Origin of the sequence: Halorubellus sp. JP-L1 (assembly GCF_011440375.1) — an archaeon.
GTDB lineage: Archaea > Halobacteriota > Halobacteria > Halobacteriales > Natrialbaceae > Halorubellus.
Genome location: NZ_JAAOIR010000001.1, coordinates 372,934 through 393,748 on the forward strand (window position 1 = coordinate 372,934; position 20,815 = coordinate 393,748).

Sequence of the window (20,815 nt, forward strand, 5' to 3'; positions counted from 1 at the left end):
TCGGTCGACCTCGTCGGACGAGAATCCGTACCCAGCTGGCCATTCGAACCGTCATCCCGGGAGCCGCGCGAGCAGCACGACCGTCTCCGCGTCGGGATGGTCGGCGTCGACGAGCCGACCGTTCGCGCGGTCGCGGCTGGCGTCGACCGAGTCGCGGAGTCCGACGGCGTCGTAGACGTCGAACCCGGTGGCTTCGAGCAGGCGCGTGCTCTCGTCGGGGCCGAGGACGGTCCACTCCATGGGTTCGCCGCCGTCCAGCCACGCGTCGCTCGGCTCGGCCCGCGTCTCCGTGCCGACGGTGACGTAGCAGACGCCGCCGGGCTGGAGGACGCGAGCGAACTCCTCGTAGACCGTTTCGTGCTCGCTGGTCGGGACGTGGATGACGGAGCGAAACGCGGTGACGGCCGCGACGGCGTCGCTGGCGAGCGGGAGCGCGGTCATGTTTCCCTGGACGACGCGACCGGGCGCAACGCGGGCCGCTCTGGCGACCTGGCCGGTGGCGGCGTCGACGCCGACGACGGGCCGGTCGGGAGCGAGGCCGTCGAGGACTGGCCGCCCGTTCCCGCAGCCCGCGTCCAGCACTGCGCCGTCCGCGGCGTCCACGCGCAGTCGCGCCAGGAGGGCGTCGTCCTCGCGCGTTCCCCATTCGCCGGTGGCGGGATCCGAGGATTCGCTGGAGTCGCCGGGGTCGCCGCAGTCGGGGCTGCGGACCGACGGCTGCGGACGGTCGTCCTCGAAGTGCACAGTCGCTTGAGGGTACCCCGACGGCATGGGTGTTCCGCCAAAGTGACGTGGGTGGTCGGCTGCGAGTGCGCCGGGCCGCCGGAGCGAGGTCTCGTCGCGGGGCAGCGATGCCGTCAGTTCGCGAGTCGCGCGAAGCAGAACGGGTGGCCGGCGTCCTCGGCGTCGGGGTCGACGATGCGGGTTTCGTCGGGCGCGTCGCCGTCCTGGACCGTGTCGACGACGCCGACCACGTCGTAGACGTCGAACCCGGCGTCGTCGAGCAGTTCGCGGCTCTTTTCTGCCCCGTAGGTGCTCCACTCCATGGCGGTGCCGGTGTCGAGCCAGTCGTCGTTCCGACCATTCCAGTCCTCGGCGCCGACGGTGACGAGGAGCGTCCCGCCCGGTTCGAGGACGCGTGCGAACTCCTCGTATACTGCCTGGTGTTGGTCGAAGGGGACGTGGATGATGGAGTAGAACGCGGCGACGGCGGCGAACGCGTCGTCCGAGAAGGGGAGCGCAGTCATGTCGCCCTGGGCGACGCGACCGGGAGCGACAGTGCTAGCCCGCTCGATCTGTGCCGTCGAGAAGTCCATCCCGACGACGGGGCGGTCGTCAGCGAGTCGCGCGAGGACGGGCTGACCGGCGCCGCAGCCGGCGTCGAGGACGCGGCCGTCGGGTGCGTCCGTCAGGAAGCGATCGAGGAGCGCGGCGTGATCGCTCTCGTCTCGTTCGGCGGCGTAGGCGTCGGCGAGGTCGTCGTACCCGCGCCTGACCGCGGTGCGCTGGGCGAGGGCGTCGTCGTCGCTGGTCGTCATTGTCGGAGGAACCGCGGCCGAGTGCAAGTGTCTTCTCCCGATGTGCGAGTGTTTGGCACGGGAGAACAGGCCGCGGTCGCCGTCGTCTGTCGCCCGCCGGAGGGTCGTTGCTGCCTTCGGGGAATCGTTGGCGCCCCCGGGGAGCCGGTGGCGACCGCGCGAGGGTCGCTGGCGCTCGCGATCAATCGTCGGCAGCGTGCGCGGCAACGATGTCGTCGGGGTCGACGGCGTGGTGGCGGACGACGGCGTCGAAGCGGTCGAGCGCGAACCGGTCGTCGTCGGTGATGCCGCGCTGGTCGTCGTCGCCGAGGTGCGTGTCGACGAAGCGGCGGGCGACGAGCGCGAGGCGGCCGTCGCCGTCTTCGAGGTCGCGCTGGGCCATCTCGCAGAGGAGGCTCGCGGTGTAGACGTCGAAGACGTAGTCCGCGAGGTCCTTCGCCTGCAACTGTGCCTCGTCGGCGTCGAGGGCCGCGAGGTGCGCGAGCGCGCCGCCGAGGTCCGCGTGCTCGTCGCGGACGACGTCGACGGTCTCGGCGAGCGCGTCGTGGGTCGCCGCGTCCAGATACGACTGGATGCGTTCGAGGAGCGGTTCGTGGGCGTCCTCGCGGTCGAGCGCCCGGAGGACGTCCAGGGAGAGGACGTTCGACGTTCCCTCCCAGATCGGGAGGACCTGTGCGTCCCGGAGTAATCGATTCGTGACGAAGTCGTTCACGTACCCGTTCCCGCCGAGGATCTCCATCGCGTAGCTCGCCGTGTCGACCGCCATCCGGCCCGTGCGGTACTTCGCGATCGGGACGAGCACGCGCATCAGGCGGTACGCCTCGTTCGCGACGGCGTCGTCGTCGGCGCGCTCGCGCGTGTCGAACGTATCCGCAGCGTCGAACACGAACGCGGTCGCGGCCTCGTGGTCGACCGCCATGTCGACGAGGTCCCGGCGCATGAGCGGGTACTCCTGGATGGGGTTCCCGAACGCCTCCCGGTTCGCGGCCTGGACCTTCGCCTCCAAGAGCGAGCGCGCGAGTATCCCGCACGAGGCGGCGGCGTTCGCGAGCCGCTCGAGGTTCAGCATGTCCGTCATGTACGCGAAGCCGCGGGACTCCTCGCCGACGAGGTAGCCGGTCGCGCCAGTCAGTTCGACCTCGCCCGTCGGCACCGATATCGTGCCGAGTTTGTCCTTCAGGCGCCGATAGAGCTGGTCGTTGAGCGTGCCGTCCTCGAGTTCGTGCGGGACGACGAACAGCGACAGGCCCTTCGTGCCCTCTGGCGCGTCCGGCGTGCGAGCGAGGGCGAGCGTGGCCTGCGCGTCGATGTTCGAACAGAACCACTTCTCGCCCGTCAGTCGGTACGTCCCGTCGCCGGCGGGAACGGCTTCCGTCTCGGTGGCGCCGACGTCGCTCCCGCCCTGCTCCTCGGTGAGGAACATCGCGCCCTCGGAGAGCGCGTCGTAGTCGCGACTCGTCGTCTCGGCGTAGAGCGCGTCGTGGACGTCGCCGTCGCCGTACTTGTCGAGGACGAGTGCGACGCCAGCGGTCATCGACACGGGACAGTACAGGCCGGCGTCCGCCATCGACAGGAGGTAGCCCATCGCGAAGTGATGCGTGAACGGGAGCGGATCGTCTCGGCCGTCGGGGGCGTCGAAGACGTCCGCGACCGTCCCGGACTCGTACGTGAGCCGGGCCTCCTCGTGGAGTTCGGCGGGGTACCGGACGTCGTTGACGACGTCGCCGTGGTCGCCGTACGTCCGCAGTTCCGGGCCGTGGTCGTCGACGTAGTCCGCGTGGTCCGCGATGGTGTGGCCGACGTGCTCGCCGAACGCGTCGAGTCGCTCGGTGGCGTCGGCGTGGTCGTCGCCGTCGAGGACGCGAGCGACTGCCCGCTGGAGCGTCGGGTCGTGCGCGTAGTAGTTGACGTGCCGGCCCCGGTCGAGGTCGGCGTAGTCGAACCCGGTCATGGCCGAGACCACGGCGGCCAGCGCCAAGTGAGTTCCCACCGTGTGACACGTGTACGTCGGTCGTTCGATCGGCCGCGGCGTGGTGGCGTCATGCCACCGACTGAGAGTCAGGTGATCGACCGAGGTTACGCGCCCGACTGGGGTTACGTGCCCGACTGGGGTTACCCGACCTGGACCGCGAGGTATCCCGCCGTCGCGGTCGCGAGCACGCCGAGCGCGAACAGAAGGACGTTCCAGAGGGGGCTGTCGGCCCGCGTCAGCGAGACCGTGTACCGTCGATCGGAGAGCGGCCAGAGGACCGGGACGCCCATCGGGGTGAGGGCGTCCCCGGCGAGATGCGCGAGGACGCCGAACGTGCCGACGGCGAACGCGAACGCGACGGACCCGACGAGTTCGGTCGCCGGGAGCGGGTCGGAACCGGCCTGGCAGAGCGCGAGGACGCCGCCCGCGAAGGCCACGCCGACGAGCACGGCGAACGGGACGGTGTGCGTGACGCCGCGGTGTCTGACGCCGGGGATGCGGTGGTCGACGTCCGGGAGCGTGGCGACAGCCAGCACGCCAGCGCCGCCGAGGACCGCCAGCCAGCCTTCGTCGCCGAACGCGAGCGCGAGCCCGACCGGCGCGTACAGCAGCAGAGACACTCCGTAGTGACCGAGCTGATACACGCCGAACCTTGCGCGTACTCCCTGAAGTACGCTCGGACGAGGTCGAGGAAGCCAGCGTCCGAACGGGACGACGACGCAGCCGACGACGCACGCCGGCGCCAGTAGACGGACTGGATGCGGGCACGAACCGACCACGAACTGTAAACGGCTATGCTCGGTGACGACGTACGGACCGCATGACGCTCTCGCTCCTCGACGCGCTCCTCGAGTCCCTCGCCGGGTACGGGCTCGTCGAACGCACGATCCTCGTTCTCGTCGTCTCCCTGGCCGCCGCGCTCGTCCTCGAGTTCGTCGTCCTCCGCCTCGCCCGCCGGTTCGTGAAGTCCACGGGGAGCGCGTTCGACGACATCGTCCTCGCCGAACTCAGGTGGCCGCTCGTCGTCACCGCCGCCCTCGGCGGCGTCTACGTCCTCACGCAGGTCCAGACGACCGGTCCAACGGTCGTCGCCGAGGACGAACTCGCCGCGTTCTTCCAGCAACCCGTCGCCTCCGTCATCGTCCTCGTCTGGGCGTACGCGCTCAACAGCATCGTCAACCGGAGCGTCGAGGAAGTCGACAAGACCGGGAAGTACGACTTCGCCCCGATATTCTCGAACGTCTGGACGCTCGTCGTCCTCCTCGGCGCCGGGTTCCTCGTCCTCACCATCTGGGGGATCGCCATCACGCCCCTGCTTGGGGCGGCCGGCATCGCCGGCATCGCCGTCGGGTTCGCGGCGAAGGACACCGTCGCGAACTTCTTCGGTGGGCTCGCGCTGTACTTCGACGACACGTACAAGATCGGCGACTACATCGTGCTCGACACGGGCGACGCCGGGACGGTCGTCCGCGTCGGCATCCGGTCGACGACGCTCCTGACGCGCGACGAGGTGATGGTCACCGTCCCGAACTCCGTGTTGAACTCCGCGAGCATCACGAACGAGTCCGCGCCACAGCGCCGTCGCCGCATCCGCGTCCCCCTCGGTGTCGCCTACGGCACGGACCTGGACGCGTTCGAAGACCTCGCCGTCGACGTCGCGCTCGACGAGTCGCTCACGCTCGACTCGCCGAAGCCCCGGATGCGCCTCCGCGAGTTCGGCGACTCCGCTCTGGAGTACGAACTCCTCTGTTGGGTGAGTACGCCCGTGAAGCGCGCGAAGGCGATCCACCGCCTCAACAAGGGGCTGTACGACGCGATGAACGACGCGAACGTCGAGATTCCGTTCCCGCAGCGCGACGTCCACGTGCGACCGACCGCTGCCGCGTCGAGCGCACCGGACTCACGGGACTCGGCGACCGCGGACGCTCCCGTCGCCGATGGCGGGGACGCCGAACGATAGAAGGACCTCCGGGCCGCAGCCTCGGGTGTGCTCGACGCCGCCTACGACGTCCTCGGTCCGTTCGTCATCCCCGTCGTCCTGTTCGCGATCGGCGGCGTCGCCTACGTCGCGCTCTGGTACCTGAACCGCGTCGACCTCTGAGTGTGAACCCACTCCCCTCACGGGAGTCGAATCCGGCCCCCACCGACCGTCACTCTTCGACGACGACCGTCCCGACCATCCCGAGGCCCTCGTGGGGCTGACAGTAGTACTCGTACGTTCCGGGCATCTCGAACGCGTACTCGTAGACGTGGTCCTCGCCGTAGGTCGTGCTCGCGTCGCCGTCGGTCCCCTCCCAGCCCGCGCCCTCGGGCTGACTTCGCACGACGACGTTGTGGTTCGGGGAGTCCCACGTCCACGTGATCGTTTCCTCCACGGACGTCGTCACCTCCTCGGGCGCGTACGAGTACTCGCTGCCCGGCCCGACCACGACCGCGTTCGAGTCGGCGGTTGTGCCCTCCCCGTCGTCGTCACCGGCGAAGCAGCCCGCGAGCGACGCCGCACCGAGCGCCGCGGCCGTCCCGAGCACCGTTCGTCGTCCAAGCGCCCTCGACTCGTCGTCGCCCTTCTCGCTCATGGTCGAACCTACGCGGTCGATGACGTAAACCCGGCGACGTGCGCCAGCGGCGACGACCGGCGTCTCAGGCGGCCTCGGCCTCGTATCCAGCGAGCCGAACCTTCTCGATGAGCGTCTCGACGCTCGCGTCGCCCTCGACGGTGGCCTCCTGAGCCTCCTGGTCCGCAGTCGCGGTGTCGACGCCGTCCGCCATCTCCAGTGCGGTCTCCACGATGTCCTCGCAGCCGTCGCAGGTCATACCAGTCACGCGCAGTGTCGTGCTCATGGCCCACACTCCACGTGCCGGGGTTAGAACAGTTTTGGTCGCGCGGAGCGCCCGCGAGTCCAGCGGAATGCGGCGAGCGAGTCGCTGGAGCAGTCCGGAATCGTGGAGGGTATCGGTGGAGGGCTGTCGGGAAGTCTCGCGCTTCAGTGCGAGGGAGTCGTCACGTCTGGTTCGGGAGTCCGCTGTACCGGTCCTCGAACGTCGCGTGGCAGTCGTCGCCACAGAAGTGGAACAGGTCGCCCTCGAACTGCGTCGTCACGCCCTCGTGGGACACGGCGTCCCCGCACTCGACGCAGGAGAGGCTGAGTTCGCCGTCCGCGACCTGGGGATCCCACGTGTACTCCTCGAGCAGACTGACGTCGACGTCCTCGACGAGTTCCATGTCGACGATCCGGCGGAGCGTCTTCCGGACGTCGCCCGCAGGGACCGTCGCGTTCGCGACGATGCGGTTCTCGGCGGTTCGGTAGACGTGCTCGACCGGTTCGGCGTCCGCGAGCCGCTTCGCGACGCGGTCGTCGGCGTCCGGCGCCAGGTCGAGTTCGACGAGCACGGGGATGCCACGAGAGATCAACGACCGGTCGATGTCGATCGTGAACCGGTTGATGACGCCGAGGTCCGCGAGCCGTTCGACGCGGTCGGAGACCGTCGGCGGGGAGACGTTCACGCGGTCCGCGATCTCGCTGTACGGGCGGCGGGCGTCCTCGACGAGCAGTCGGAGGATGTCGAGGTCGGTGTCGTCCAAGTCGCGCATGTCTGAATACGATATGGTTTTCGGCTATACAAGTTTCGACATAGTTTGAAAAACGAGCCCCTCGTAAATATTCGTGGGGGTGGATCCCAGTCGACGCAGCCTAGCGGTTCCGGTCCTTGCCCCAGAACTGGGCAGATACCGATGAGCGGACACCGAACGCCGTCGACGAGACGTTCTACCAGGTAGCAGACAGTATCGTCGAGGCGGTCATCGACCCAGCGCGTGGAACTCCGCGTTCGGCCGCATGTCCGCGAGGTGCGCCATCCGGTTCGAGAGGTTGAAGAACGCGGCGACGCTCCCGACGTCCCATACCGCACGTCGCGAGAACCCGTGGTCCTCGAGGGCCTCGACGTCTTCCTCCTCGACGGTCGCGGGGTCCTCCGTGAGCTTCACCGCGAAGTCGAGCATCGCCCGATGGGCGTCGTTCACGTCCGCGATCCGGTGGTTCGAGGCGAGCTGGTCGGCGAGCAGCGGCGCGTCCGCGTAGATGCGGACCAGCGCGCCGTGGGCGACGTTGCAGTAGTAGCAGTCGTTCGCGCCCGAGACCGCGACGACGATCATCTCGATCTCCTCGCGCTCCAGTTCGGTGTGCTCGGTGAGTGCGTCGTAGTACGCGAAGAACGCGCGGAAGTGCGAGGGCCGGTACGCGAACGCCGCGAAGACGTTCGCGAGAAAGCCCGCCTCCTCCTCCTCGTCGGTCATCCGCTCCTGGAGGTCCTCGGGGAGGTCGTCGCGGTCCGGAACGGGGAATCGAGTCATCGCCGGGACGTCGTCTGTCATGCTCGACGCGTCGCGGGGACGGCACAAGAAACCAGCCCTCTCCGTCGGCTTCGGGTCGTGCGGTCGGTGACGAGCGGTGGCGCGACCGCGAACGTTTTGCCGGGTCGTCGCCTACGCTGTGGCGTGCGAAACGTCACGGACAGGGTCCGGAATCCGTTCGGGCTGGTGGTCCCCGACCGGTTCGCGGGCGACGACGACCCGGCGGCGGTCTACGGGTACGGGGACGCGAACGCGGACTTCCACGTCGTCGGCGACCGGCCGGCGGTCCACGGCGGCGACGAGACGGGCGTCCCGTTCACGGGGTCGGTCGCGGGCGAGCGACTGCTCGACGTCCTCCGCGACACCGAGTTCGTCGCCGTGGACGACGCCCCGGACCCGACCATGCGGAACTGCTATCTGAGCTACCTGTTCATGGGTCGGCGGCCGCGGGACCCGAGTCCCGCCGCGTACGCGGACCTGGAGCGGTACTTCGATACCGAGCTGCGCGCGATCAACGCGCACATCCTCCTCCCGGTCGGCGAGCGCGCGATCGACCACGTCCTCCGCGAGTACACGACGCAGCGACGAAAGGTCGGCCCCGACGTCGACGACGCGGCGCTGCACGCGACCGAGATTCGCGGACGTGGCTTCCTCGTCGTGCCGGTCCGCGAGCCCGCCGAGTGGACCGACGGCGACGGGCGTGCGCTCGTCGACCGACTGGACGCCATCAGGCACCGCGACTATCGGCAGACGAAGGGCGTCGCGACGCTCGTCGGCTGAATCGACTCCTCGACGGCCTCTTCACCCGAAGAGCTTCGGGCGGACGAACGCGCTGAACAGGAGGACGAGCACGGTGAGAACGGGAACGACGACGGCCGCGAGGTCCACGGCCAGCGGCGGCGACGGCCGGACGTATTCCGCGCCGAGCGTCGCGAGCGGGACGCTCACGCCGAGGACGTACCCGTACGTCGGCTTGAACTTGTACGCCGCGCGCGTGTGCCTGACGATGACCGCGAAGACGAACGGGAGGACGACGGCGCCCGCGAGCAGCGGCCCGCCGTAGACGGCCGCCGCGGCCGCGGCGACGGCGCCGACGCCGAGCGTCTCGTTCATCGTCACCCACTTGAACGGATGCGTCGTCCAGACGGCGCGGTAGAGGCCGAACGCGAGGACGACGACACCAACGCTCCCGGCGAGCGCGCCGTACCACTGGAGCGTCGGTAGCATGGGGTCGACGAGCTCGGTGCCGCGGACGAACTCGTACAGCGTCGGCACGCCCCGGCGCGCGACGAGCGCGTCCCTGAGCGCGGCGGTGTCCGTGCCCGCCGACGCGACCGCGCTGGCCACCGACCGGAACGCGCCCAGGTTCGCGTACGCCCAGTGGGCGGCACCGGCGACGAACAGGAGCGTCGCGGTCAGCATGAGCGGCCACCCGAGCTGGAGGCCGCGCCACCACTCGAACAGCGCGTTGTCCGTCCACGAGGACTCGGTCGACTCCGAGCCCGTTCCGATCGTCGAGTCCGTGCTCGTCGACGACCCAGACGGAGTCGCCGACCCCGACGGCGTCGACGACCCGGACGTCCCGGCCGCGCTCGCACCGGCGGGACCGGCTCCCGTCGCCGAACTCGCGGTCGCACGACGGTTCGACGTCCCGCCGTTCGACGACGAACTCGACGTGGACGACGACCGACGCGTCCGGTTCGAGGACCCGCTCCCCGAGGCGTCCGACGACGAAGACCTGCGCGACGACCGACGGTTCGACGAGGACGAGGAACTCCCGGACGACCGGCGGTTCGACGACGAACTCGACGAACCCGACGACCCCGACGAACTCGAGGAGCTCGACGAACTCGTCGAGGAACGCGAGGCTGAACTCGTCGATCGCGACGTCGACGACCCGGAACCGGTCGTAGCGCCACCGTTGGCGGTCGTCGACCGACTGCCGCTACTGGCTCGGGCGTCGTCGTCCGTCCGCCACGCGCTCGGGTCCGGGATGCCCGACGTGCGCTTTGCCACGTAGTCCTTGTGTCCGAGCCGATCGTACGCCTGTCGCTCGGAGGGGTCCTTGAGGATCTCGTAGCCCTTCTTCACCGCCGTGAACTGCGCGGGCGCGTCCGGGTCGTCGTTGAGGTCGGGATGGTACTCCCGGACCTTCGTCCGGAACGCGTCCTTGACCTCCTCCTGGTCCGCGTCCGCGTCGATCTCGAGGAGGTCGTAGAAGTCGAAGTCGTCGGTCATGGAGGTGGGGGGTGTTGGTATCGGGAACGAGTGCGGGGTTTATATTTGCAATGCTTGGTGTTGGGCTAGAAGTCCCTCAAGGAACGCTGGCCAGGCGGGAGGGTATCTGTCTTGTGGCTCGCGTCCGTCTGGGACTCCGACTCGCCAGTGACTTCGTCGTCCTCGCGCGCGCTCTCGTGTCCGTCCGCTGATTCGTCGTCGGTTTGCACGCGCTCGAAGTCCCCGAGCGTCACGTCGACGCCGTCGGCGTCGTCGTCGTCCTTCAGGTCAGCACCGTCGGCGTCGTCATCGCCGTTCGCGTCAGCACCGTCGACGTCGTCGTCGTCGTTCGCGTCCGCGTCGCTGGTGGTTCCGTCGGCGTCGCCGCCGAAGGAGTCGAGCGAGGGCTGGTCGCGGTCGGTGAACGCGAGGTTCGCGACGCGGACGCCGACCTTCCGCACGGGCACGTCCTCGAACTCCGCGAAGAGGTCGAGCGCGGCGGATTCGACGAGGTCGGGGTCGTCGACGGGGCCGGGGAGCGAGCGTTCGCGCGTGTTCACGTCGTACGGCGGCTCGACGGCCTTCACGCCGATGGTCCGGTAGAGCGCGCCCTCGCGAGAGGCGCGGGCGGCGACGGCCTCGGCGAGCGTCCGAATCTGCTCGCGCTTCGGGGTCGCGTCCGTGACCGGCGAACCGAACGCGGACTCCCGCGAGAACGACTTCGGGTCGCCCCTGGGCGTAACCGCGCGGTGGTCGTGCCCGCGAGCGCGGTCGTGGAGTTCGCCGCCGCGTTCCCCGAACCGCTCGACGAGCGCGTCCCGGTCGGCCGCGGCGAGGTCGCCCGCGGTCTCGATGCTCTCCGAGCCGAGCGCGCGCGCAGTCACCGGGCCGACGCCGTGAACGTCCTCGACGTCGAGCGGCGCGAGGAACTCGCGGAGGTCGTCGGGCTGGACGACGACGAGCCCGTCGGGCTTGTCGTGGTCGCTCGCGACCTTCGCGGCGCTCATCGTCGGCGCCACGCCGACGCTCGCGGTGACACCGACCTCGCGGGCAACGCGCTGCTTGACGTGGCGCGCGAACCCCTCGACGACGTCCCAGTTCGTCCGGTCGGTGACGTCGAGGTACGCCTCGTCGATGCTGACCTCGCGGACGACGTCCGCGCACTCGTGGAGGATCTCTTTGACCTGCGCGCCGACCGCCTGGTAGTGGTCGAGGTCGACTGGTCGATAGAGCCCGGTCTCGTCGGGGTCGGGCACGTCGGGGTCGTCGGGGTCCGCGTCCTGCCGGCGCGGGAGGCGCTCGAGCGCGGTCGTGATCGCCATCGCGGAGTCGACGCCGAACTCGCGGGCCTCGTAGCTCGCCGTCGCGACCGCGCCGGTGTCGTCGCCGGGCTCGTACCCCATCCCGACGACGACGGGTTCGCCCGCGAGAGCGGGCTCGCGGAGGCGCTCGCAGGCGGCGTAGAAGCAGTCCATGTCGACGTGGAGGACGATCTGGTCGGGCGGACCGTTCTCGACCGGGCCGGCGCCCGGCAGTCGCGTCACGTCGTCTGGCACGAGTGGGTCTATGGGCCGTTCGGGCTCGACCGTCTCGAATCCTCCGGGTCCGGAGTGAAAGTGAAATCGTGCCTTCGGCGTCGAACTCCGGCGGGGGTGGCCGTCATCCGAGCATGCCCCGGAGCATCGTCTCGGCGGTCTTCAGGCCGGAGGGCCGGGCGATGCGTTCCATCTCGTCGGCGTCGAGTGCGAAGTCGAAGACGTCGAGGTTCTGTGCGAGGTGCTCGCGGGACTGGGACTTCGGGACGGCGCAGACCCCGCGGTGCTGTGTCGCCCAGCGGAGTGCGACCTGTGCGGGCGTCTTGTCGTACTGGCGGCCGATCGCCCAGAGGAGGTCGTCGTCGAGGACGGCCCCGTGCGCGAGCGGGCTGTACGCGGTCAGCATCACGTCGTTGTCCTGGCAGAAGCGCAGGAGCTCGCGCTGTGGCTTGAATGGGTGGAACTGCACTTGGTTGGTGGCGATCGGGACGGGACTGCGCGCGATCGCCTTCTCGAGCTGGCGGCGGCTGAAGTTCGAGACGCCGACGTGGGAAACGGCCCCGTCGTCGACGAGGTCGGCCATCGCGCGGAGGGTGGCGTCGAGGTCGCTGAGCGGGTTCGGCCAGTGCAGCAGGAGGAGGTCGACGTAGTCGGTGTCGAGGCGGTCGAGACTTTCGCGGACGGAAGCCGCTAGGTCGCCGGGTTCGTAGCGGTCGGGGCGGACCTTCGTGGTGAGGAAGACGTCGTCGCGGTCGACGTCGCCGTCCGCGATCGCGTTCCCGACGTGGCGTTCGTTCTCGTAGGCTTGCGCGGTGTCGACGTGTCGATACCCGAGGGAGAGTGCGGTCTTGAGGGTGCCGTACGCAGTCTGTCCGGTGAGCTTCCAGGTGCCGAGGCCGATGGCGGGGACGTCGTCGTCGCCGACGGGGACGTGCTCCATAACTCGTGGTTCGAGCGCCTCCGTAATGTGTTCTGTCGTCGAGGACGGGAACGCCGCGTCGAGCGAGCGGGCTCGGTCCGGGGACCGTTCGCCGGGGGACCCTGGTCGGGCGCGGGGCGGAAACGGTGAAGTGCTGGCGGCCGTTGGGTCGGGCGTGTACGACGCAGTCGTGTTCGACAACGACGGGGTGTTGACCGAGCGAACGGACCGGGACGTACTCCGGGAGGCCGCGCGGGCCGCGTTCGAGTCGTTCAGCGTTGACGCGAGCGAAGAGACGCTCGACGACATGGTGGCGGGCGTCGATCCGACGTGGGTGGCGGAGACGTGCGACCGGCACGGGCTGGACGTCGACGCGTTCTGGCGGGAGCGCGACGAACAGTTCAGTACGTTCCAGTGCCGGGAGACGGAGGCAGGACGGAAGCCGACGTACGACGACGTCTCCGTCCTCGACGAACTGGACGTGCCGCTCGGCGTGGTGTCGAACAACCAGAACGCGACCATCGATCACCTGTTCGAGGCGCACGACCTCCACGGGCACTTCGAGACGTGGTACGGGCGGGAGCCGACGATGGAGAGCGTCCGTCGGAAGAAGCCCGAACCGCACTACCTGGAACGCGCGCTCGCGGACCTCGGTGCGTCGTCGGCGCTGTACGTCGGCGACAAAGCGTCGGACGTGCGGGCGGCGGTGGCGGCGGGCGTCGACTCGGCGCTCGTCCGCCGCGAACACAATCGCACGCTCGAACCGGATCCGGTGCCGACGTACGACCTGGACTCGCTCCACCGCATCCCCGACCTCCTCGAGATATAATAGGTATATTAGGTCATGCCAGTGGTACAGTTTGTTATAATTATCCCCCCGACAGCGTTAAGTACGGGAGATGTGCTACTGAGTTGCACGATGGCAGACCGCAACAGCGATTCGATGAAGGACGTCTCCCACACGCCACCGAACGGCGAATCGGTCACGAACGTCTGGGAGCGAGGCACCGTGAACGACGACGGCCCCGCGCCGGCCGACGACTGAGACCGCCGATTCTCGTCGCTCTCGACTCGCCGAACAGTCGAAGACGTGAACGGCGCGAGGGTTTGCTTGTCTTTCTCTCACACGGAACTGCCTGGCGGATCGTGCGAATTCTACATGAACTGTAACGACAGCGATGCCTACCGTGACAGTCGGCCAATATCCCTGGACCACGGCGGGGGGCCAGCGGTCGTATGGAATCTATGGATGGGTAGTAATCGCATCGTACTGGCACGATAGGCTACGCCTGTCTGTGATGCGAACGTTCTCAACGGTAGGAACGTTTTTGATGGTCTCCGCTCTCTCAGACGAACGTGACGCGCCAGACACCAGCGGACGACGGTGGACGGACGGCCGAACTGTGGATGCGAGCCGACGTCCCGGGGGGCGGCGGCGACCGACAGGAGCGACTTCGCGAGCGGACGACTTCGGTCGATGCGTTCGCGGACGTCCGCACGCGAATGGTCCCCGACCGCCTGTCGCTCTCGGGCGTCGCCGCGGACAGCCCGGGCGGGAGCGCACTCAGAGAGACGGTGATGGACGCCAGGGAGTGGGCCGTCTCGACGGGCGTCGACCTCGGCCCGTACCTCCCCATCTCCGAGGAGTGCTCGATTGGCTTCGAGGAAGCGCGACGCGTCCTCACGTTCCCGACGGTCACGCTCGTCGAGTACGACGCCGTCGACGACGTCGCGCGGGTCACGCCCCACGTCGACGACGGACGCGTCGTCTCTGTCGAAGCCCGCCTGGACGCCCTCGAGGCGTCGCTCGACGTACCGGAGCGGGTCCTCGCCGAGTCATGACGATCTACGTCGGTTCCAACGGCCGCCGGTACACGCCCTCGGAGGTCGTCGAGAACCTCGAAGAGGGCCCGTGGCGGTCGTGCCTCTGGCGGACCGACACCGACCAGGAGCTCGTCGACACCGGCGACGGCGAACTCCTCATGCTCGTCCCCGAGGACCGACTCACGACCTCGATTCCCGAACCCCGCGTCGACGCCGACTGACCGTCTCCGGGGTCGACGACAACTGACCGTCTCCGGGGTCGACGACGACTGACCGTCTCCGGGGTCGACGACGACTGACCATCTACCGGGGTCGACGACGACTGACCGTCTCCGGGGTCGTCGCGCGACCGCTGGTCCGAGACGCCCGCCTCTCCTACTGGCCGCGTTTCCAACCGCTGCAGTCGGTCGACCGACGGCGAGCGCGACCGAGGGATCCTCGCTGCTGGTGGCCCCGAGGTCGGTGCGGGAGGCGCTCAGGCGACGTTGCGTTCCTCGACGGTGTGGTCGTCGCCGTGGAAGCGGTCGGCAGCGAGGGCGTCGGCGTCTTCGAGGCCGGGGGCGCCGTCGTGGACGATGTCGGCGACGAGGCGGCCCGTCGCGGGGGCGTGCTGGAAGCCGTGCCCGGAGAACCCGACCGCCGTCACGAACCCGGGCGCGGGTTCGTCGACGATCGGATGATGGTCGGGCGTGACGGCGTAGAGGCCCGCCCAGCCGCGCTTGATGCGGGTTTCGGGACCGAAGTAGTTCGCGCAGTCGGCGGCGCGCTCGACGGCGGTGACGGTCCAGTCGGTGTCGGCGGTCGTCGAGAACCGGTCGGGGTCAGCGGGCGGATCCTCGGTCGCGAAGTGCCCGCCGACGATGGCCGCGCCGTCGCGTTCCGGTCGGAAGTAGACGCCCGTGTCGAGGTCGATCGTCAGCGGGACGTCGGCGGGGACGGGCGTCTCCGGGTCGACGACGGCGACCTGGCGGCGCCTCGGGGAGACGGGTAGGTCGACGCCCGCGAGGTCGTTCACCCGCTGGGCCCAGGGGCCGGCAGCATTGACGACCGCGTCCGCGTCGATTCGGCCGTCGAGGGTCTCCACGCCGACGACCCGGCCAGCGTCGTCGTCCGCTCCGTCGGCCGTGCCGTCGCCTTCGCGATGGATGGCCTCGACGGGCGTGTGCGTGCGGACGTCGACGCCGACGTCCCGGCACGCCTGCGCGTACCCCTGGAGGGCGAGGTATGGGTCGGCGAACCCGTCGGTCGGACAGAACGTGGCGGCGACGAACTCGTCGGCGTCGAGACCCGGGCAGTGCTCGCGGGCGGCGTCGGGCGAGAGCAGCTCGCTCGCCGCGCCGAGTCGGTTCTGCATCTCGACGTTCGCCTCGAAGGCGGCCGCGGTCTCGTCGTCGCGCGCGAGGAACAGGTAGCCGGCGCGCCGGTACGCGATGTCGACGCCGAACTCGTCCTCGAAGGACTCCCAGACGCGGATGCTCTCCATGGAGAGCCGGACGTTCACCGCGGTCGAGAACTGCGTTCGGATCCCGCCAGCGGACCGCTCCGTGCTGCCGGCGCCCAGCGAATGCTTCTCGCAGACGACGACGTCCGCGCCCCGGGTCGCGAGCGCGTGCGCCGATGCGAGCCCCACGATGCCGCCGCCGATCACGACCACTCTCATGCCAGATGGACGGACCGGTGCCGAGTTAAACCTTCACGCGACCACTCCGGTAGCCCGGCGCTACAGAACCGTTAACGTCGTTCATCGCATCGTCGACGTATGGTTCGCGTCATATCGGACGCCGCCGTCGCCGACCTGCTAGACCTCGAGGCGCTCCTCCCGGTCGTCGCCGACGCGTTCCGCGCGCAGCGCGCCGGTGCGGTCGAGCGACCGGAGCGACCGCACTTCCCGGTCGGAACGGGCCTCGACGACGCCGACCCCGGGCGCGCGCTCGGGACGGGGCTCGCGATGCCGGCGTACGTTCACGGCGCCGAGCGGTACGCGACGAAGCTCGCGAGCGTCCACGAGGAGAACCCCGACCACGGGTTGCCGACGGTGCACGCGCAGGTCCTGTTGACCGATGCGGCGACTGGCCGTCCCGAGTCGCTGCTCGGGGGAACGACGATCACGAACGCGCGAACGGGCTGCATCGGCGGGCTGGCGGTCGCGCACCTCGGGGAGTCGCCAGCTCATCTGGCGGTGTTCGGTGCGGGGACGCAGGCGCGCTGGCAGACCCGGGCGGTCGCGGCCGCGACCGACCTCGCGTCCGTCGCGGTGTACTCGCCGAGCGACTCGAAGACGGCCTGCGCGAGCGACCTCGCAGACCTGCTCGACGCGGACGTCCGCGCGGCGAGCACGCCCGCGGACGCGCTCGACGGTGCGAACGCGGTCGTGACGGCGACGACGAGCACAGAGCCCGTGTTCGACGCCGCGGACTGCCCGGACGGCGTCGTGGTCGTCGCCGTCGGCGCGTACACCGAAGCGATGTGCGAGCTCGACGCCGCGACCGTCGAACGCGCGAGTCGACTGTACGCGGACGTGCCCGAAGAGGCGGTCGAGACCGGCGACCTCGCCGGACGGCGGTCCATCGAAGAACTCCGGCCGTTCGCGGACTCGTTCGACGACCCAGGGGTGGCGTCGGACGAACTCGTCGTCGTCGAGAGCGTGGGTTCGGCGGTGCTGGACGCCGCGACGGCGGCGTGGGTGGACGAGCGCGCTCGCGACCAGGACGTCGGCGAACGCGTCCCGCTGTAGTCTGCCGGAGCCCGCGCTCCCTCAGTCGGTCCAGGCCTCGCCGAGGTTGGTCGCGTACCCGAGGCGGGCCTCGATCCAGAACGCGGCGGTCCCGACGAGCGTCCCGACGGCGTTCGCGAGGACGTCGCCCCAGGAGGCGTAGCGGCCGGCGAGCGGCCACTGCGCGAGTTCGATGGCGACGCCGAACGCGACCGCGAACGCGACGACGCCGAGCACTCGCTCGCGAGGTCGATGGCGGGCTTCGGCGGTCGCACCGACGGCGGCGACCGTCACCGCGGCGTACGCCGCGAAGTGCAGTTGCTTGTCGTACCAGGGGCCGACTGGCGCGCCAGTTGTGGGCGCGTCGAGCAGCGAGAAGTAGACGACGACGGCGAGCGTCGCGAGGAGCGCGCCGACGCGAACGAACCGTGGCAAGAGCGGGAGTCGAGGCATGCGAGAGTCCAGGTGGTGGAATCGGTCAGTGTCGAGTCACTGGACGGGGTTGAACTGGCGCGGTCGGGGGTCGTTGTAGATCGCGCCCGGTTCGGACGCGTCGGTCGTGTCCCGGCAGGCGAGCGTCGCGACGGGCGTGGCGACGCCGGTGTCGAGGTGGCCGGCGCGAGCGAGCGCGCGCTCGCAGGCCTCGTTCGGCGTCTCGACGAAGTACTCGTCGTTCTCGACCTCGTCGTAGAACCCCTGGACGACGGTCTCGGCGAGGCCGCCCTCGCCGCGGTAATCGGGGAGGACGTAGATGCCGTCGAGCGTGACGTGCGGGCCCGTGTGCTGCCAGGTCGCGTACCCGACGATCTGGTCGCCGACGAGGAAGATGAGGGCCTGCTTCCCGCCGCGTGCGTACCGCGGGAGCGACGGGTTCTCGTTGTTCGCCATGTGCGAGAGCACGTACAGGGCCTCCTCCTTCGGGCTGACGGGGCCGTCTGGGACGACGCGGAACCCGCGGATGACGTCGTCGCCGAACGCCTCGCCGATGTGGACGGCGTTCAGTACCTCCATCGAGCGCGTGCCCTCGCCGCCGCCCATCACGAACAGGGGGGCGTCGCACTGGCTGCACGAGGAGACGTCGATGCCGAGGTTCGGGACGGGGTCGTTCTCGCCGGAGGGCGTGTGCTCGCACTCGACGAACCCGGTGGGTTCGTGCGCGAGCGGGTCCAGGCGGTAGTCCTCGAAGGATTCCTCGGGGTCGCGGCCGGCGAACAGCCAGTGGCTCTCGTAGGCGGCGCGCTCGCGGAGGTCGACGACGGTCGCGACGTCGTCGCCGGCGAACTGGAGGGTCTGGTTCCAGACGGTCCCGACCCAGCCGACGGGTTCGCAGACCTCGCCCGAGGCGACCTGCTCGAAGTCGACGGTGTCGCCGTCGCGGCGGCGCGCGTAGACGGTCATCGTCTCGCCCTTGACGACGAAGAACGAGGTCACGAATCGGCCGGTGTCGGCGTCGCCGACGAACTTCGGGAGCACCGTCTCGACGTCGGGTCGGGAGGCGAGTTCCTCGACGAGATCGGTGTCGTCGGGGAGCGTCTCGAGGTCGCTTCCCTGGATCGGCGGAGAGATAGGCATTGCAGACCCCTTGGAGAAGCCCCCTGAAAAGGCTTGCCAGACTGTCACGCGCCAGCGGTCGGGGCGTCCGCGGGGACTCGCTCGGTTCCCGTCGGGCCGGACCGTGACGGCCGCCTGGTCCCCGCAAACCTAGCCCTTATCCACGTGGTGAACTAACACACAACATATGCGTGCCGCTCGACATGGGACGGGACCGGTCGCGGACCTGCGTGCGTACGCGTCGCAGGTCCATCCCGTCTTCATGCTCCCACCGATCGCCGCGGCGTGGTTCGGGGCGGCGCTCGCGCGGACGTTCTCGGTCCCGACGCTCGTCGTCGTCTCAGTCGCGACGTTCTTCGCGGTGTACACCGCGCACGTCAAGGACGGCTACGTCGACTTCCATCTCCGTGGCGAGGACGACGACCACCCCCTGACGCCCGGCGGGTGTCGGCTTGCACTCGTCGCGGCCGCCGTCGGGTTCCTCGCGTGCATCGTCGTCCTCTGGTCGACCGTCGGTCCTGTGTCGGCGCTCGTGCTCGCCCCGACGTGGGTGATCGGGTTCCTGCACGCGCCCGTCCTCGACACGAACCCTGTCGGGGCGACGATGGGGTACCCGGTCGGCATCGCACTCGTCATCGTCGGCAGCAACCACGCCCAGACCGGCGCGTTCGAAGCGGCGGCGCTCGCGTTCGCGGTCGTCTTCCTGCTCGTGCTCACGGGCGTGAAGGTGATCGACGACCTGACCGACGTGGCGTACGACGCGTCCATCGACAAGCGCACCGTCGGCGTCCTCCTCGGCCGGGAGCGCGCGCGCCGGTTCGCGTACGGCCTCGTCGGCGCTGGATTGTTCGCGGTGCTCGCGTTCGCCGTCGACGGCGTCGTGCCCGCGAGCGCGCCACTCGCGATACCGGCGTTCGTCGTCGTCGCCGCCTACGCCGCTCGCGCGCCCCCGGATCTGGCGACGATGCTCCTCGTCCGCGGCGCGTACCTCTTCCTCGCCGGCCTCGTCGCCGCCGTCTACTTCCGACCGCTCGCGGGGGTTGCGCTCCCGGACATCACGGTGCTCGGGCCGTGGACGTACCTCGCGACGGAGGTCGCGTTCGGCGCACTCGCCGCTGGCCTCCTCGTCCGCGCCGGCCGCGACGCCGCTCGTCGCGCTGCGACGACCGTCGTCGTCCTCTACCCGATCGCGTACGTCTGGGACTGGTACACCCTGGAGGTCGGCGTGTTCGCCATCCCGATGCGAACGGGCGTGATGCTGCTCGGCATCCCGATAGAGGAGCACCTGTTCATGGTCGTCGTGCCCGCGCTCGTCCTCGGCATCCACGAGACCCTGCACGAGACGGACGCGGACGGCGACGCACCCTGAGGACGGGTCGAGCGATGGGTGGCTCGCGCGACGAGCTGTCCGGAGTGAAACACTTATAAAGCCACCGACTGTTGTCTTCGACGTGAGTTACGATACCGTCGTCTTCGACAACGACGGTGTCCTCGTCGGTCGAACGAGCTTCGACGTCCTCCGTGACGCCACGGAAGAGACGTTCGGACTGTTCGATGTGACCGACCCGGACCCCGACCACGTCGACGACATGACGATCGGCGCCACCCCCGAACAGGTTGGCGTCGTCTGCGAGCACTACGACATCGACCCCGACATCTTCTGGCGGACGCGCGACCGACGGCTGAGTCTCGCGCAGCAGGAGGAGGCCCGCGCGGGCCGGAAGACGTTCTACGACGACCTGCACGTCCTCCAAGACCTCGAGGTCGAGATGGGCATCGTGAGTTCGAACCAGCAGGAGACCGTGGACTTCCTCCTCGATCACTTCGACGTCCCCGTCGAATTCGGCGCAGCGTACGGGCGCGAAGCGACGATCGAGAGCCTCGACCGCCGGAAGCCCAACCCCCACTACCTCGAGCGCGCGCTCGCCGACCTGGAAGCCGACGCGGACTCGGCGCTGTTCATCGGCGACAACGAGTCCGACATCACCGCCGCCGAACGCGCCGGGATGGACTCCGCGTTCATCCGCCGCCCGCACCGGCGGAACTGGGAACTGAACGTCTGGCCGACGTGGATCATCGAGGAACTCGAGGACCTCCACCAGATCTGTAACTAACCCAACGACGGCCTCCCACAGACTCGACCGCGAGCGCGAACCGACGGCGAGCGATAGCTATAGACCGCTGATATCGCGGTG

The 20,815-nt window shown here is 69.5% G+C and carries 24 protein-coding genes and 1 pseudogene; 10 read left to right on the forward strand and 15 right to left on the reverse strand.

Annotated features, from left to right (window positions below; all coding sequences use genetic code 11):
* Nucleotides 1-51: 51 nt before the first annotated feature.
* From G9C85_RS01845 to G9C85_RS01860, 4 genes are all read right to left on the reverse strand, one after another.
* Nucleotides 52-744, reverse strand: a complete 693-nt coding sequence (locus G9C85_RS01845; RefSeq protein WP_166036461.1) for a class I SAM-dependent methyltransferase — start codon at nucleotides 742-744, stop codon at nucleotides 52-54.
* A gap of 113 nt (nucleotides 745-857) precedes the next feature.
* Complete coding sequence (locus G9C85_RS01850) at nucleotides 858-1,538, reverse strand: class I SAM-dependent methyltransferase (RefSeq protein WP_166036462.1); 681 nt, start codon at nucleotides 1,536-1,538, stop codon at nucleotides 858-860.
* Nucleotides 1,539-1,719: 181 nt separating this feature from the next.
* Nucleotides 1,720-3,489: an acyl-CoA dehydrogenase family protein gene (locus G9C85_RS01855; protein WP_166036463.1), complete on the reverse strand. Its 1,770-nt coding sequence runs from the start codon at nucleotides 3,487-3,489 to the stop codon at nucleotides 1,720-1,722.
* Nucleotides 3,490-3,650: 161 nt separating this feature from the next.
* Nucleotides 3,651-4,154 carry a metal-dependent hydrolase gene (locus tag G9C85_RS01860; protein ID WP_166036464.1) on the reverse strand — a complete coding sequence of 168 codons (504 nt, stop codon included), beginning with the start codon at nucleotides 4,152-4,154 and terminating at the stop codon, nucleotides 3,651-3,653.
* Nucleotides 4,155-4,330: 176 nt separating this feature from the next.
* Here G9C85_RS01860 and G9C85_RS01865 point away from each other — a divergent pair, with 176 nt between their 5' ends.
* Complete coding sequence (locus tag G9C85_RS01865; protein ID WP_166036465.1) at nucleotides 4,331-5,470, forward strand: mechanosensitive ion channel family protein; 1,140 nt, start codon at nucleotides 4,331-4,333, stop codon at nucleotides 5,468-5,470.
* Nucleotides 5,471-5,660: 190 nt separating this feature from the next.
* Here G9C85_RS01865 and G9C85_RS01870 read toward each other — a convergent pair whose 3' ends face one another.
* The 4 genes from G9C85_RS01870 to G9C85_RS01885 form a co-directional block, all read right to left on the reverse strand.
* Nucleotides 5,661-6,086, reverse strand: coding sequence for a plastocyanin/azurin family copper-binding protein (locus G9C85_RS01870; RefSeq protein ID WP_166036466.1), 426 nt, complete (start codon nucleotides 6,084-6,086; stop codon nucleotides 5,661-5,663).
* A 64-nt stretch (nucleotides 6,087-6,150) separates the two neighbouring features.
* Complete coding sequence (locus tag G9C85_RS01875; protein WP_166036467.1) at nucleotides 6,151-6,351, reverse strand: heavy-metal-associated domain-containing protein; 201 nt, start codon at nucleotides 6,349-6,351, stop codon at nucleotides 6,151-6,153.
* A 160-nt stretch (nucleotides 6,352-6,511) separates the two neighbouring features.
* Nucleotides 6,512-7,102: an Lrp/AsnC family transcriptional regulator gene (locus G9C85_RS01880; RefSeq protein ID WP_166036468.1), complete on the reverse strand. Its 591-nt coding sequence runs from the start codon at nucleotides 7,100-7,102 to the stop codon at nucleotides 6,512-6,514.
* A 207-nt stretch (nucleotides 7,103-7,309) separates the two neighbouring features.
* Nucleotides 7,310-7,882 carry a peroxidase-related enzyme gene (locus G9C85_RS01885; protein ID WP_240148765.1) on the reverse strand — a complete coding sequence of 191 codons (573 nt, stop codon included), beginning with the start codon at nucleotides 7,880-7,882 and terminating at the stop codon, nucleotides 7,310-7,312.
* Between the two features lie 123 nt (nucleotides 7,883-8,005).
* On the opposite strand from G9C85_RS01885, the gene G9C85_RS01890 reads away from it, so the two are divergent.
* Entirely contained in the window at nucleotides 8,006-8,641 is a 636-nt protein-coding gene (locus tag G9C85_RS01890) for a uracil-DNA glycosylase family protein (protein WP_166036469.1), read from the forward strand.
* A 21-nt stretch (nucleotides 8,642-8,662) separates the two neighbouring features.
* Here G9C85_RS01890 and G9C85_RS18750 read toward each other — a convergent pair whose 3' ends face one another.
* Nucleotides 8,663-9,283 (reverse strand): hypothetical protein, encoded by a 621-nt coding sequence (locus tag G9C85_RS18750; RefSeq protein WP_240148766.1) that lies wholly within the window; start codon nucleotides 9,281-9,283, stop codon nucleotides 8,663-8,665.
* Here G9C85_RS18750 and G9C85_RS18755 point away from each other — a divergent pair.
* A complete protein-coding gene (locus G9C85_RS18755) occupies nucleotides 9,282-9,881 on the forward strand; it encodes a hypothetical protein (protein WP_240148767.1) in 600 nt (199 codons plus the stop codon). The genes G9C85_RS18750 and G9C85_RS18755 overlap by 2 nt on opposite strands.
* A 29-nt stretch (nucleotides 9,882-9,910) precedes the next feature.
* Here the strand turns inward: G9C85_RS18755 and G9C85_RS19175 are convergent.
* From G9C85_RS19175 to G9C85_RS01905, 3 genes and pseudogenes are all read right to left on the reverse strand, one after another.
* Nucleotides 9,911-10,099, reverse strand: a pseudogene (locus G9C85_RS19175) (DnaJ domain-containing protein); the annotation flags it as partial.
* 65 nt (nucleotides 10,100-10,164) lie between these two features.
* A complete protein-coding gene (dinB, locus tag G9C85_RS01900; RefSeq protein ID WP_369680757.1) occupies nucleotides 10,165-11,634 on the reverse strand; it encodes a DNA polymerase IV in 1,470 nt (489 codons plus the stop codon).
* A 103-nt stretch (nucleotides 11,635-11,737) separates the two neighbouring features.
* Nucleotides 11,738-12,553, reverse strand: a complete 816-nt coding sequence (locus G9C85_RS01905) for an aldo/keto reductase (protein WP_166036471.1) — start codon at nucleotides 12,551-12,553, stop codon at nucleotides 11,738-11,740.
* A 154-nt stretch (nucleotides 12,554-12,707) separates the two neighbouring features.
* Between G9C85_RS01905 and G9C85_RS01910 the strand changes: the two genes are divergently transcribed.
* From G9C85_RS01910 to G9C85_RS01920, 4 genes are all read left to right on the forward strand, one after another.
* Nucleotides 12,708-13,361: an HAD-IA family hydrolase gene (locus tag G9C85_RS01910; RefSeq protein ID WP_166036472.1), complete on the forward strand. Its 654-nt coding sequence runs from the start codon at nucleotides 12,708-12,710 to the stop codon at nucleotides 13,359-13,361.
* Between the two features lie 90 nt (nucleotides 13,362-13,451).
* Nucleotides 13,452-13,577 carry a hypothetical protein gene (locus G9C85_RS19065; protein ID WP_275690760.1) on the forward strand — a complete coding sequence of 42 codons (126 nt, stop codon included), beginning with the start codon at nucleotides 13,452-13,454 and terminating at the stop codon, nucleotides 13,575-13,577.
* A 311-nt stretch (nucleotides 13,578-13,888) separates the two neighbouring features.
* Nucleotides 13,889-14,374: an HTH domain-containing protein gene (locus G9C85_RS01915; RefSeq protein WP_166036473.1), complete on the forward strand. Its 486-nt coding sequence runs from the start codon at nucleotides 13,889-13,891 to the stop codon at nucleotides 14,372-14,374.
* Nucleotides 14,371-14,577 (forward strand): hypothetical protein, encoded by a 207-nt coding sequence (locus G9C85_RS01920; protein WP_166036474.1) that lies wholly within the window; start codon nucleotides 14,371-14,373, stop codon nucleotides 14,575-14,577. Before G9C85_RS01915 ends, G9C85_RS01920 begins: the two co-directional genes overlap by 4 nt.
* 254 nt (nucleotides 14,578-14,831) lie before the next feature.
* Here the strand turns inward: G9C85_RS01920 and G9C85_RS01925 are convergent, their stop codons facing one another.
* Nucleotides 14,832-16,016, reverse strand: coding sequence for an FAD-binding oxidoreductase (locus tag G9C85_RS01925; protein WP_166036475.1), 1,185 nt, complete (start codon nucleotides 16,014-16,016; stop codon nucleotides 14,832-14,834).
* A 99-nt stretch (nucleotides 16,017-16,115) separates the two neighbouring features.
* On the opposite strand from G9C85_RS01925, the gene G9C85_RS01930 reads away from it, so the two are divergent.
* Nucleotides 16,116-17,090 carry an ornithine cyclodeaminase family protein gene (locus tag G9C85_RS01930; RefSeq protein ID WP_166036476.1) on the forward strand — a complete coding sequence of 325 codons (975 nt, stop codon included), beginning with the start codon at nucleotides 16,116-16,118 and terminating at the stop codon, nucleotides 17,088-17,090.
* 21 nt (nucleotides 17,091-17,111) lie between these two features.
* On the opposite strand, the gene G9C85_RS01935 is transcribed toward G9C85_RS01930, so the two are convergent.
* The gene (locus tag G9C85_RS01935) at nucleotides 17,112-17,522 is read right to left on the reverse strand and encodes a VanZ family protein (protein ID WP_166036477.1); all 411 of its coding nucleotides are present in this window, start codon (nucleotides 17,520-17,522) and stop codon (nucleotides 17,112-17,114) included.
* 36 nt (nucleotides 17,523-17,558) lie between these two features.
* Nucleotides 17,559-18,641, reverse strand: coding sequence for a GNAT family N-acetyltransferase (locus tag G9C85_RS01940; protein ID WP_166036478.1), 1,083 nt, complete (start codon nucleotides 18,639-18,641; stop codon nucleotides 17,559-17,561).
* 166 nt (nucleotides 18,642-18,807) lie between these two features.
* On the opposite strand from G9C85_RS01940, the gene G9C85_RS01945 reads away from it, so the two are divergent.
* Together G9C85_RS01945 and G9C85_RS01950 are read left to right on the forward strand one after the other, a co-directional pair.
* Nucleotides 18,808-19,989 carry a lycopene cyclase domain-containing protein gene (locus G9C85_RS01945; protein WP_166036479.1) on the forward strand — a complete coding sequence of 394 codons (1,182 nt, stop codon included), beginning with the start codon at nucleotides 18,808-18,810 and terminating at the stop codon, nucleotides 19,987-19,989.
* Between the two features lie 82 nt (nucleotides 19,990-20,071).
* Complete coding sequence (locus G9C85_RS01950) at nucleotides 20,072-20,734, forward strand: HAD family hydrolase (RefSeq protein ID WP_166036480.1); 663 nt, start codon at nucleotides 20,072-20,074, stop codon at nucleotides 20,732-20,734.
* Nucleotides 20,735-20,815 lie beyond the last annotated feature (81 nt).